Below are 11,900 nucleotides of genomic sequence, written 5' to 3'. Positions count from 1 at the left end.
TCGTGCGCGAGGCGTTCGAGACGTCGGTCAGGTGCAGGCCGCCGTCGACCCCACCGGTCATGTTCCACAGCAGCCACGAGTCGATCGTGCCCATGAGCAGGTCGCCGCTCTCGGCCCGGGCGCGGGCGCCCTCGACGTTGTCGAGGATCCACTTCACCTTCGGCCCGGCGAAGTAGGTGGCCAGCGGCAGGCCCACCTTCTCCTTGTAGCGGTCGGCGCCGCCGCCCAGCGCCCCGAGCTCCTCGACGATGCGCTGGGTGCGCGTGTCCTGCCACACGATGGCGTTGTGGACGGGCTTCCCGGTGGTCCGGTCCCAGACCACCGCGGTCTCGCGCTGGTTGGTGATGCCGACCGCGACGAGGTCGGACCTGGCCACGTTCCCCTTGGCCAGGGCCTGGCCCACGACCTCGCGGGTGTTGGCCCAGATCTCGTCCGCGTCGTGCTCGACCCACCCGGCGCGCGGGAAGATCTGCTCGTGCTCCTTCTGGCCGACGGAGACCACCTTGCCGTCGTGGTCGAAGACCATGCAGCGGGTGCTGGTGGTGCCCTGGTCGATGGCGGCGACGTACTGGCTCATGCGGGGGCTCCTGGGAGTCGGAGGGGCGGACGGCGCGGCGGTGCGGCGTCCGGGGTCGGGTGGCCGACGGGTCTCAGGTGACCGCGGTGACGACCCGGGAGACGAGGCCGGCGAGGATGCCGCCGGTGGCGGGCCCGACCACCGGGACCCACGCGTAGCCCCAGTCGGAGCCTCCCTTGCCCTTGATGGGGAGAATGGCATGGGCGATGCGGGGGCCGAGGTCGCGGTTCGGGTTGATGGCGTAGCCGGTGGGCCCGCCGAGGGAGGCGCCGATGCCGACGACGAGAAGGGCCACGGCCAGCGGGCCGAGCCCCGTTGGCGTCGAACCGAAGGCGATGATCACGAAAACGAGGACGAAGGTGCCGATGATCTCGGTGACGAGGTTCCAGCCGTAGGAGCGGATGGCGGGACCGGTGGAGAAGACGCCGAGCTTGTTGGCGGGGTCCGGCTCGTCATCGAAGTGCTGCTTGTAGGCCAGCCACGCCACGATGGCACCGACAATGGAGCCGATCATCTGGGCGGCGAGGTACCCCAGCGCGTTGCCGAAGTTCTTGTCCACGCCCGAGGCGAAGGACTCGACATCCCCGTTCACCCACAGCCCCACGGTAACGGCGAAGTTCAGGTGGGCGCCGGACAGGGCCGCGACGAAGACGCCTGCGAAGACAGCGAGCCCCCAGCCGAAGTTGACCATCAGGAAGCCGCCGTTATTACCCTTTGTCTTTGCCAGGGCAACGTTGGCTACGACACCACAACCAAGCAAGAGCAACATCATGGTGCCGAACGTTTCGGCAACAAATACTTCAAGAGACATCTTTGACTCCTTGTGTGTATTTACTTGTGTGCAGGTGCCGCCGCCTGAGCGGCCCCCTTCCCCCGGCAACACCTGCCGTTGGATGGCCCCGCCACCCAGGGCGGCGGGGCCGATCGTCCGCGGACCTTCCGCTAGGCGATCAAGCTTCGAACCTCGACCCGGTGCGCGTCGGCGAGGACCGCCTCGGCGTTGCGGATCTCCGCTGCCGCGGCCTCCTTGTCCCAGCCCAGCAGCGGTGCGAGCACCGCGGCCAGTTCGGCGAGGAGTTCGGCGGTCACCAGACCGCGGAAGGCGAGCGAGGTGCGGCGGATCAGAATGTCGATCAAATGACCGACCTGCTCGTTGCGCACCATGTACTCCACCTCCCGGGTACTTAGTTCCCTAGTGGAACTGAACACGGAATCTTCTCCCTGCGCAAGGAACTCGAGTACGTCGGTGGCACGCGTGCCGTAGCGCGTGAGCAGAACCCCGACGCGCTCCTCGTCGTAGCCGGGCCGGACTGCGGCGGCAATCCACTGCTTTTCCGCCTGTTCACCGGCCGGGAAGCCCTTGCCTCCGCCGATGGCGAGGTCGGCCGTGGATGTCTTCCGGGCAGCCCCGAGTGCGGCGAGGGTGTCGTTGGCGAGGTGCTCGGAGAGCGCCCGAAACGTCGTCCACTTGCCGCCCACGAGGCTCAGCGTGGTCACCTTGCGTCCGCCGCGCTGCTCTTCGCGCTTTTCGATGCGGTAGTCGCGCGAGACGAAGCCGGGCGAGGTGTCGTCGTGGCGCGGCAGCGGCCGGACGCCGGAGAAGCTGTACACGATGTCCTCCCGGCCGACCTTGATGGTCGGGAAGACATGGTGGACCAGGTCGAAGAAGTAGTCGATCTCCTCGTCGGTGGTGACGGCGGGAACGCTCATGTCGGCGTCGACGTCGGTGGTGCCAACCAGGACGCGGTCGCCCATCGGGTAGATCAGCACGATGCGCCCGTCGGTGTGCTCGAAGAAGATTTCGCGGCCGTCGGTGGCCTTCAGGAGCGCCTTGGAGTCGAGGACGATGTGGGAGCCCTTGGTGCCGCCCATGAAGGAGCTTCCGGCGCCGAGGGCCGCGTTGGTGCCGTCGACCCACGCGCCGGTGGCGTTGATGACGACGTCGGCCCCGAAGGTGAAGGTGGTGCCGGTGAGTTCATCGCGCAGCACCACGCCGTCGTCGGAGGCGCCGATGGCGTTGACGTAGTTCACGGCGCGTGCCTCGGGATTGGCCAGCTGGCCGTCACGCAGGACGTCGAGGGTGAGCCGCTCGGGGTTGTGAACGGATGCGTCAAAGTAGGTGGCGGTGTACTTCACGTCGGGGCGCAGGTCCGGCATGAGGGCCAGCGACTTCTTCCGGCCGACAAACTTGTGGCGGGGCACCGAGCCGCCGTCGCGGGAGAAGGAGTCGTAGAGGCTCAGTCCTACCTTGATCAGGAAGGCGCCGCGCTCGGTGGGCTTTCCCTGCTTGTGGGTGAGGAAGCGCATGGGGGCCGCAAGGATGCCCGAGAAGGTGCTGAAGATGGGGATGGTCGTCTGCAGGGGCTTCACATAGTGGGGCGCGACCCGCAGGAGGCGGTTGCGTTCGACGACGGATTCGCGCACCAGCCGGAACTCCCCGTTCTCGAGGTACCGGATGCCGCCGTGGATCATGTGGGAGGAGGCGCCCGAGGCTCCCTGGGAGTAATCGCCGCGCTCGACGAGGGCAACGTCGACGCCCTGCAGCGCAAGGTCGCGGAAGGTGCCGACGCCGTTGATCCCTCCGCCGATGATGAGTACCGAGGCCCGGGGGCGCTCCTGAAGCTTTTTCACCTCGGTCCGCGGTTCGCTGACATTGCCGGTGGCACTGTTGCTGTCGACGGTGTTCATTAAGGCACTACTCCGTAATCGTAAAGTTTGCTGCTGATGGGGACTGCCTGACCTATTCTTCTAAGTCTGGAAATAGCAGTCAACCAGATTGCACAAACGTGCACGCGGGGGGTGAGAATGGACACGTGCAGCCCCGTGAACTCCCCCGCCCACCCCGGACCCCGATCGACGGGGAAGGCGTCGCCCACCGCTCCAGGGACGCCCTCCGGGCGGCCCAGATGTACTACCTGCAGGACCTGACGATGGACGCCATCGCGCGGGAGCTGCGGACCTCCCGCTCCACGGTGTCCCGGCTGTTGTCTCTGGCCCGCCAGACCGGCCTGGTGCAGATCTCGATCAGCAACCCCGCCGAACGCGCACCCGTCCTTGAACAGCAGATCCGCCGCCGCTTCGGCGTAGAGGCGCATGTGGTGCCGGTCGCTGACAGCGTGAGCGACTCCGAGGCACTCGAGCGCGTGGCCATCCAGGCAGCGCGCACGATCAGCCCGCTGATGGACTCCAACGCCATCATCGGCGTCGCCTGGGGCTCCACCCTCAGCGCGGTCAGCCACCACCTGACCCGCAAGGACATCCACGACAGCACGATCGTGCAGCTCAACGGGGCCGGAAACACCCAGACCACCGGCATCACCTACGCCAGTGAGATCCTGCGGCGCTTCGGCCAGGCCTACGGCGCCCGCGTTGAGCAGTTTCCCGTGCCCGCCTTCTTCGACCACGCCGAAACCAAGCGGGCGATGTGGAACGAGCGCAGCGTGCGGCGCATCCTGGACCTCCAGCACCGGATGACGGTGGCGGTCTTCGGCGTCGGCTCGATCGACGCCGGCATCCCCAGCCACGTGTACAGCGGCGGATACCTCGACGAGGAGGATCTCGCACAGCTTGCCGAGGACGAGGTGGTGGGCGATGTGGCCACCATGTTCTTCCGGGAGGACGGCAGCCACCGGGACATCCTGCTCAACCAGCGCAGCACCGGGCCCGACCTCGACCGCCTCCGGGAGGTCCGGCGCCGGATCTGCGTGGTGTCCGGGGAGACCAAGATCAATGGACTGCGGGGGGCACTGGCCGCGGGCCTTGCCACGGACCTGATCCTGGATGAGGCCTCCGCCCGCCGGTTGGTCCAGCTCGCGGCCGACGACCGGCCCGGCGCTCCAGCACGGCTGGCCGGCACGTCCCGCGCCGATCGGTAGAGTCGTTCCATGCAACCAGCCCCCAAAGTCCCCCTAAACAATGGCGTGGAAATCGATGCCGTGGGGTACGGCGTCTACAAGGTGCCTCCCGCCGACACCGCCGACCTCTGCACGCTGGCGCTCGAGGCCGGCTACCGCACCCTCGACACCGCCACCATGTACGGGAACGAGGCGGGAGTGGGCGAGGCGGTGCGCCGGGCGCTGGCCGGCGGACTGGAGCGCGGCGACATCTTCGTCACCACGAAGGTCTTCAACCGGGACCACGGCTACGACTCGACGCTCCGGGCCTTCGACTCCTCACTCGAGCTCCTCGGGCTTGAGTATCTCGACCTCTACCTCATCCATTGGCCCCTGCCCGAGCGCGGGCTGTACGTGGAGACCTACCGGGCCCTCGAGCAGCTCTACCGGGACGGCAGGGTGAGGGCCATTGGAGTGTCGAACTTCCAGCGGCCCCACCTCGAGCGGCTCTTCGGCGAAACCGGGGTGGTGCCCGCACTGAACCAGATCGAGGTGCACCCCTACCTGCAGCAGCACGAACTCCGGGCCTTCCACGCGGAACATGGCATTGCCACCCAGGCGTGGAGTCCCCTCGGGCGGGGCCACGTGCTGACCGACCCGGTCATCACCGGTATCGCTGCGGACTTGGGCCGCACGCCGGCCCAGGTGATCCTGCGCTGGCACCTTGACGGCGGAAACCTCGTCATTCCCAAGGCGAGCAGCGCCGAGCGGATCCAGGGCAACCTGGACCTCTTCGATTTCGCCCTCGACCCGGCTCACCGGGACGCCCTCGACGGGCTGGAGCGGGGACAACGGTTCGGCTCCCACCCCGACCGGGTGAACTCGTGAGGCGCCGCGGCCCTGATGCCGGGACCGGGCCCGCGGCGGCCGAGCCGGCCCCGTCTGCTGGCGCGCCACGGCCCGCACAGGTACGGACCGTGCCCTGGGAGGGGAGGCTCCAGCGGTACTGGGACTTCGCACCGCTCGGGCCCGCCGGCCGGCCGGAGCTCCTGCAGGATGCGGCGGCACCGGTGATGTTCCTGGTCCACGGCTTCCGGGGCGACCACCACGGGCTGCTGCGGATCGTCGAGGAGCTGCCCGGCTACCGCGTGATCGTGCCCGACCTTCCCGGCTTCGGTGCCTCGGAGGCGCTGGCCGGCCGGCACGACGTTGCCGCCTACGCCCGCTTTGTCGGCCACAGCCTCGAGGCGCTGGGACTCGGGCACTCGACGGTCCTGCTCGGGCACTCCTTCGGCTCGGTCATCGCGGCGCGGTTCGCCGCGGACAACCCGGGCCGCACCGCCGCCTTGATCCTGGTCAACCCCATCTGCCAACCGGCCCTCGAGGGATCGAGCCGCCTGGCGTCCCGGGCAGCGGAGCTGTATTACGCCGTCGGCGCCCGGCTGCCCGAACGGCCCGGCCTGGCGCTCCTGACCAATCCCCTGATCGTGCGCGTCATGAGCATCTTCATGGCCAAGACCCGGGACCGGGCGCTGCGCGCGTACATCCATGACCAGCACTCCCGCTACTTCAGTGCGTTCGCGGAGCGCAGGGTGGTCCTCGAGGCCTTCCGGGCCTCGATCGGTGCCACGGTCCGCGACAGCGCCGCCGACCTGACCGGCCCGGTCCTGCTGATCGCAGCCGAACTCGACGACCTGGGGTCCCTCGAAGGACAGCGCCGCCTCGCGGCGATGATCCCCGGGGCGCGGCTGGAGGTCCTTGCCGGTACCGGACACCTCGTGCACTACGAAAAGCCGCTTGAGGCCGCGGCCCTGATCACGGCCTTCCTGGAGGAGGGCCGGCAGTGAAAATCCTTATCGATGCGCGCTTCACGCGGACCGACCACCACGATGGGATCAGCCGTTACGGGGCAAGCCTGATCGGTGCCGTCTCCAAGCTGGCCGAGGTCACGATGCTCATCAGTGATCCGCGGCAGCTGGCGCTGCTTCCCGATGTGCCTTACGTCCTGGCCAACAGCCCGCTCTCCCCCGCCGAGCTCCTGGTGGCGCGGACGGTGAACCGCCTGCGCCCCGACGTCGTGGTCAGCCCCCTGCAGACCATGGGGACCTGGGGCCGGAAGTACCCGCTGATCCTGACCCTTCACGACCTGATCTACTACACCAATCCCGCGCCCCCGCCATTCCTTCCGCGGCCGGTGCGGGCGCTGTGGCGCCTCTACCACCTGGCCTACTGGCCGCAGCGGCTGCTGCTGAACCGCGCCGACGTCGTGGCGACCATCTCCGAGACCACCGCCTCCCTGATCCGGGAGAACGCCCTGACCCGCCGGCCCGTTCACATTGTCGGCAACGCCCCGCAGGAGGCCGCCGTCGTCCGCGATCCAGCGGTCGAACCGGAAAAGTCCCTGCTCTACATGGGCTCGTTCATGCCCTACAAGAACGTCGGTACGCTGCTCGCGGGAATGGCCGGGCTCGGGGAGTACACGCTGCACCTGCTCAGCAGGATCACGAGCGAACGCCGCGCCGAACTTGAGGCGCTGGTCCCGGCCGGCGCCACTGTCGTTTTCCACAATGGCGTCAGCGACGAGGAGTACAACCGGCTCCTGGCCACCGCGACGGCGCTGATCACGCTGTCGAAGGCCGAGGGCTACGGGCTGCCGGTGATCGAGGCGATGGCGGCGGGAACCCCGGTCATCGCCAGCGACATCCCGATCTTCCGGGAGGTGGGCGGCGGGGCGGCCCTCCTGGTCGACCCGGACGACCCGGAGGCGCTCACCGACGCCGTCCGCACCCTGGGCTCCGCCGGGCGGTGGGCCCGGGCGTCGGCGGACGGGCTGGCCCAGGCCGCCACCTACACCTGGGACCGCTCGGCCCGACAGCTGATCGACGCGGCCGAGGCGGCGATCAAGGAGCACCGGAGCCGCTGAGACGCGGGTACCGGCGAAGCCCCGGCGCAGGGCCGTCCCGGTTCCGCCGCGGGCACCGGGACGGCACGGGTTTCTGAACTGCTGGGGCTAGCTGCTGCGCTTGAGGCTGCGGATCCGCAGGGCGGCCGCGGCCGGCACGGCGATGCCTGCGGCGAGCAGGCCCACCACCAGGGCAGTGCCCGCATTGTCCTCGGAGGTCGAGACCGCAGCGGTCTGAATGTTCAGCCCGACGTTGGTCTTTTCGGGAGCCGGCGCAGCGACGGGCGGCGCCGCCGGAGCAAGCACAGGCTGGGGAACCACGACAGGCGGCACCCCGGTCTGCCCCTCGCAGGCGGCCAGAAAACCCTTGAACAGCGCCAGGAGGTTCGTCATGGTGGTCTCGTCAATTTCGATCCCGGCGAGGGCCATCTCGAACTCGTCGAACGCCTGGTCCAGAACCAGCCCGGCCGCTGCGATCTCCGGCGTATCGATTGAGGCGTCAAACGCCGCCTCAAGGCCGGGCAGGGCGCTTTCGGCCGAGTCGAAGCGGTCCTGAGCCGGGGCAAGGGCCGCCGTGGCGGCGTCGATCGCCAGCTGATCCCCGGACTTCACGGCCGCTGCCAGCTTCAGTTCGGCGTCCTCAAGCGCCAGGGCGGCGGCGTCGAACTCGAGGTAACCGGCCTCGAGGGCCGGGCCGGTTTCCGCGGCGGCGACCTCGACGAGCGCGGAGTAGGCCCCTTCGGCCTGCGCTATGGCGGCGGCGGCCGTCTCGAGCCGCGTCACGGACGCCGCGGTGATTCCCGCCCCGGCCAGCGCCGAGTTGAACGCGCCCGCAGCCGTCAGGCACCCGGCATCCCCCGGCGCGGCGGTGGCTGCCGGCGTGCCGAGGAAAAGCCCTCCGGCCAAGACGGCGGCCGCGGAACCCGCTGCGGCCCATTTCCTTGAAGTCATCACTGTTTGTTCTCCTGAAGCCGGAAATGCCCCGCGGGCCGACCCCGCGGTGCCAGCTTGCGGCACCCTCCATCCGGTGCCCGAATACGGGCGCTGCAAAGCCCGTGGACACCGATTGGAAGAGTGGCCGCTGGTCTTGATGCATCAGGACTCAAAGAGAACTGGGAATCGTCAGAGTTTCACCCGGAAGACCGCTGTGCGTCCAAAAGTACAGAAGGCATGCCGATATAGCAATTAGCCCCAGTCACACCCGTAACGGCGTCCATTTCCCGTTCTTTTCCGGCTCGGGAATTGAGGAAAATTCGGGCCGCCAGGCGCGGCGCCTGCGGCACCGAGGAGGCCGTTCATCGGGCAGAAACCGTTGTTGACGGCGGTCTTTCGTCAGCCCGTGCGGGGAGTACCGGCGAGGAACTGCACGGGAGGCTCCTGGCCGGACCAGGTGCCCACCAGCGCGTGCGGTCCCCGGATTCGCCCGGCGAGGTCGGGCACCCGGAACAGGACAAGGTCGAGATCCCGTCCGGTGACAGGAGTCTCCATCCCCGCCATGCCGCCGGGGGCGGGATCCTGCACTGGGAGACCGCGGAGCGCGGTGATGCTCGCGGACTGGAGGGACGGTTCAAGGCGGCCGTCGACGTCGACGAACTCATCAGCCTGCGCCGGGCCGCCGAGCAGCGCCGCCGACACCACCGCGCTGTAGACCGGGTCGACGCACGCGTCGTAAACCCACCGCTGCCCCAGGACCGAATGGTCCATGGCGCCGACGAACCCGATCTCCGCTCCGGCGAGGGGTGAGGCGCGGTAGGTCAAGGGAACCTGCACCACCTCGCGGCCGGTGGTGACGAGGAGGGTTTCCACGCCGACCTCGCCGTCCGGGTCGTCGAACCGAAACGAGGCGACCTTCTGCAGATCGGCGACGCTGTTGTTCCTCCACCAGGGCTGGGCGGGCAGCCAGTCGGCGAGGAGCTCCAGTTTGGTCGGGCGCAGCGTTGCTCTGTGAAGGATGGCCATATCCCTTAGCCTAGGGACTCTCCAGGAGGATGGAAGGACTATGTCCGGGCATTTTCAGGAAGATCAGAATTGCCGCGCAAGGAAAAGCGACGAACGCACCCGAAATTCCGGGTTCATTCGTCATTTCCGGGTGCACAGCGAACCAGAATGCGACCAGCGCCCCCGAAAGCGACTCCCGAGCCGGATATATCGGGCGCGCCCGTCGTTTTCGGGTCCGCGGGGCACTAACGGGTCCGGTGCCCTCACCTGCTGCGTGCTTGGAGCGACGCCCGGGGCCGATCATCCGGAACCGGCGGGCCCGTCCGCGCCCCGGGGGCCCGGCGTTCCTGCTACCTCAGGACCCGCTCGATGGCGGCCGCGGCAGCGCAGACGCGGGCGCCGATCTGGTCAGCCGGCACCTCGCTGCTCAGGTAGACGACCGCAAGGGCGGCCGGAAGCTGCCCGGTGACCCGGATAGGGGCTCCGATGGAACTCACACCGGGAATCACCTCGTCCTGGCTGAAGGCGAAGCCGGTACGCGCCGCCGTCCGGGACTCCTTCCGGTACGGCTCCCCCGGCGCGAGTTCCTCCCACTGCTCCTCGGTCAGCGCCGACTGGATCGCGATCCCGGGTGCTCCCGCCGTGAAGGAATGCCGGGTGCCCGGCCGCTGCACGAGGGCCCCTTCGCCGCGGGGCGGTTCGACAGCCACCAGGGTGACGCACTGGCGGCGGTCCCACACGGCGATGAAGGCGCTCATCTGGAGGGAGGCGGACAGGGCCGTCAGCTCGGGCAGCGCCGCGCTCTGCAGCTTCCGTGCCACTCCCCTGGCCAGGGCCGCCAACCCCGGGCCGGACCAAAACCGTCCGCCGGCGTCCCTGAACACGAGGGAGTGATCCTCGAGGGTGCGGAGGATGCGGTAGGCGATGGAGCGGTGGACCCCCAGGGAGCCGGCGATCTCGGCGATGGTCATCCCGGAGGTGGACTCGGCGAGCACTTCGAGGACCCGGATGCCGCGCGAAAGGGTCTGGGACGTGGACGACGCCGCGGCCTTCGGGGCGGAGACGCCCGGGGACACCGCCGATTCCCCGCTGCCCATCCGGCTCACGCGCTCCCGACCGGGCGGGCCAGGAGCTGGGGTGCGAAGAACGCCGCCAACTCGGCGGTGGCCGCCAACGGAAGAACGTTCGCCACGTACTGGTCCGGACGGACGACGACGACCGCACCGGCCCGGTCGATGCCCCGGAGGTCGAAGATGTCCGCTGCCGGGTCCACCGCGTAGACCTTTTCGTAGTTGGTGAGCCCGAACGGGCCGACCGGGGGCCGGAAGACGCCCGGCACCTTCCCGATGTCGACCTGGGTGTGCTTCTGCTGGTGGATGACCACGACGTCGAACCATGCGTCGGGATCGAGGCCCTGCGGGGTGGCCGCGAGCGGAGACTCCGCCGCAGTGGCCATCCAGTCGGCGAGCGCCGCCACGCCGGATCCGGCCCCCGGCGCGGCCGCGTCGGCAAAGACGTAGATCCGCCAGCGGCCGTCGGCGGTCGCCTGGTGGCCAAGGTGCAGCGGAACGCCGTCGCACACGCGTACGACGGGCGCGGACTTGAACCGCTTGCCGATCGGGAACCCGGACGCGATGTCCTGGTGGGAAGGTTCGGCGATCAGGAGGGAGGGGGAGTACTGGGTCATGAAGCCCATCGGGAATTCGCCGGTGCGCACGTAGAAGTCCTCGAGCTCGGACGGGTCCTCGAACTCCTCCGGCTTCTTGGCCATGAGCGTCGACCACTCCTTGTCGAACTCGATGAGGTTCTTCGCCACGACCTGGCGTTCCGCCGAATAGGTCGACAGCAGGGCCTCGGGGCTGCGCCCCTCCAGCACGTGCCCGAGCTTCCAGCCGAGGTTGAACCCGTCCTGCATCGATACGTTCATGCCCTGGCCCGCCTTGGCGCTGTGCGTGTGGCAGGCGTCACCGGTGATGAAGACCCGCGGTGTGCGGAGTCCCACCTCCTCGGGGAGGACGTCGTCGAACCGGTCGCTCAGACGGTGTCCCACTTCGTACACGCTGTGCCACGCGACGTGGCGCACATCGAGCGTGTAGGGGCTGAGGATCGTGTTGGCCTTGGCGATGATCTGCTCGAGGGTGGTCCGGCGCACGGCACCGTTGTCGTCCGGTGGGACCTCGCCCAGGTCGACGTACATGCGGAACAGGTGCCCGCCCTCACGGGGAATGAGCAAAATGCTGCCGCCCCCACCGGACTGGATGGCGCACTTGAGGCGGATGTCGGGGAAGTCGGTGACGGCGAGCGCGTCCATCACGCCCCAGGCGTGGCGGGCCTGGTCTCCGGCCAGCGTGCAGCCGATCGCCCGGCGCACCCGGCTCCGGGCACCGTCGGCGCCGACCACGTACTTGGCCCGCACGGTACGCGGAGTGCCCGTCTGCTCCCCCGCGGTGTGCGTCAGCGTCACCTTCACCGGGTACGCGCCGTCATCCGTGACTTCGAGGTCCTCGAATTCAAAGCCGTAGTCCGGGGTCATTCGAGTCGGGGAGTTCCGCATGAATTCCGCGAAGTAGTCGAGCACGCGGGCCTGGTTGACGATGAGGTGGGGGAACTCGCTGATCACCGCCGGGTCGTCCTCGGGGCGGGCGGTGCG

At 68.9% G+C, this 11,900-nt stretch carries 11 protein-coding genes; 4 read left to right on the top strand and 7 right to left on the bottom strand.

Annotated elements, in window-relative coordinates:
* The 3 genes from QZX79_RS07100 to QZX79_RS07090 all read right to left on the bottom strand — a co-directional run.
* The coding region (locus QZX79_RS07100) for an FGGY family carbohydrate kinase (protein WP_294566662.1) at positions 1-577 on the bottom strand (577 nt) is incomplete at its 3' end.
* A 73-nt stretch (positions 578-650) separates the two neighbouring features.
* The gene (locus tag QZX79_RS07095) at positions 651-1,388 is read right to left on the bottom strand and encodes an MIP/aquaporin family protein (protein ID WP_294566659.1); all 738 of its coding nucleotides are present in this window, start codon (positions 1,386-1,388) and stop codon (positions 651-653) included.
* A gap of 131 nt (positions 1,389-1,519) precedes the next feature.
* A complete protein-coding gene (locus QZX79_RS07090) occupies positions 1,520-3,265 on the bottom strand; it encodes a glycerol-3-phosphate dehydrogenase/oxidase (protein WP_294566657.1) in 1,746 nt (581 codons plus the stop codon).
* 218 nt (positions 3,266-3,483) lie between these two features.
* Between QZX79_RS07090 and QZX79_RS07085 the strand changes: the two genes are divergently transcribed.
* The 4 genes from QZX79_RS07085 (at position 3,484) to QZX79_RS07070 (ending at position 7,333) form a co-directional block, all read left to right on the top strand.
* Positions 3,484-4,452 carry a sugar-binding transcriptional regulator gene (locus QZX79_RS07085; protein WP_294566669.1) on the top strand — a complete coding sequence of 323 codons (969 nt, stop codon included), beginning with the start codon at positions 3,484-3,486 and terminating at the stop codon, positions 4,450-4,452.
* Between the two features lie 9 nt (positions 4,453-4,461).
* A complete protein-coding gene (locus tag QZX79_RS07080) occupies positions 4,462-5,298 on the top strand; it encodes an aldo/keto reductase (RefSeq protein WP_294566653.1) in 837 nt (278 codons plus the stop codon).
* A gap of 89 nt (positions 5,299-5,387) precedes the next feature.
* Positions 5,388-6,257, top strand: a complete 870-nt coding sequence (locus QZX79_RS07075; RefSeq protein ID WP_294566649.1) for an alpha/beta fold hydrolase — start codon at positions 5,388-5,390, stop codon at positions 6,255-6,257.
* Positions 6,254-7,333 (top strand): glycosyltransferase family 1 protein, encoded by a 1,080-nt coding sequence (locus QZX79_RS07070; RefSeq protein ID WP_294566646.1) that lies wholly within the window; start codon positions 6,254-6,256, stop codon positions 7,331-7,333. The genes QZX79_RS07075 and QZX79_RS07070 overlap by 4 nt, the downstream gene beginning before the upstream one ends.
* An 87-nt stretch (positions 7,334-7,420) precedes the next feature.
* Here the strand turns inward: QZX79_RS07070 and QZX79_RS07065 are convergent, their stop codons facing one another.
* From QZX79_RS07065 to QZX79_RS07050, 4 genes are all read right to left on the bottom strand, one after another.
* Complete coding sequence (locus QZX79_RS07065) at positions 7,421-8,263, bottom strand: hypothetical protein (RefSeq protein WP_294566644.1); 843 nt, start codon at positions 8,261-8,263, stop codon at positions 7,421-7,423.
* A gap of 381 nt (positions 8,264-8,644) precedes the next feature.
* Complete coding sequence (locus QZX79_RS07060; protein WP_294566641.1) at positions 8,645-9,271, bottom strand: CG0192-related protein; 627 nt, start codon at positions 9,269-9,271, stop codon at positions 8,645-8,647.
* 329 nt (positions 9,272-9,600) lie between these two features.
* Positions 9,601-10,347, bottom strand: a complete 747-nt coding sequence (locus tag QZX79_RS07055) for an IclR family transcriptional regulator (protein WP_294566665.1) — start codon at positions 10,345-10,347, stop codon at positions 9,601-9,603.
* A 5-nt stretch (positions 10,348-10,352) separates the two neighbouring features.
* Positions 10,353-11,900, bottom strand: a 1,548-nt coding sequence (locus tag QZX79_RS07050) for an FAD-dependent monooxygenase (protein ID WP_294566638.1), incomplete at its 5' end; no start/stop codon positions are given.

Source organism: uncultured Arthrobacter sp., from assembly GCF_902805515.1.
In the GTDB taxonomy this organism is placed as follows: Bacteria; Actinomycetota; Actinomycetes; order Actinomycetales; family Micrococcaceae; genus Arthrobacter_D.
Note: the sequence above shows the minus strand (reverse complement) of the source record. Positions and strands in the feature narration are given on the sequence as shown.

Excerpts from the sequence above, each read along its gene's own strand:
- QZX79_RS07095 (WP_294566659.1), bottom strand. The coding sequence starts at position 1,388 with ATGTCTCTTGAAGTATTTGTTGCCGAAACGTTCGGCACCATGATGTTG.
- QZX79_RS07090 (WP_294566657.1), bottom strand. The coding sequence starts at position 3,265 with ATGAACACCGTCGACAGCAACAGTGCCACCGGCAATGTCAGCGAACCG.
- QZX79_RS07085 (WP_294566669.1), top strand. The coding sequence starts at position 3,484 with ATGTACTACCTGCAGGACCTGACGATGGACGCCATCGCGCGGGAGCTG.
- QZX79_RS07080 (WP_294566653.1), top strand. The coding sequence starts at position 4,462 with ATGCAACCAGCCCCCAAAGTCCCCCTAAACAATGGCGTGGAAATCGAT.
- QZX79_RS07065 (WP_294566644.1), bottom strand. The coding sequence starts at position 8,263 with ATGACTTCAAGGAAATGGGCCGCAGCGGGTTCCGCGGCCGCCGTCTTG.
- QZX79_RS07060 (WP_294566641.1), bottom strand. The coding sequence starts at position 9,271 with ATGGCCATCCTTCACAGAGCAACGCTGCGCCCGACCAAACTGGAGCTC.
- QZX79_RS07055 (WP_294566665.1), bottom strand. The coding sequence starts at position 10,347 with ATGGGCAGCGGGGAATCGGCGGTGTCCCCGGGCGTCTCCGCCCCGAAG.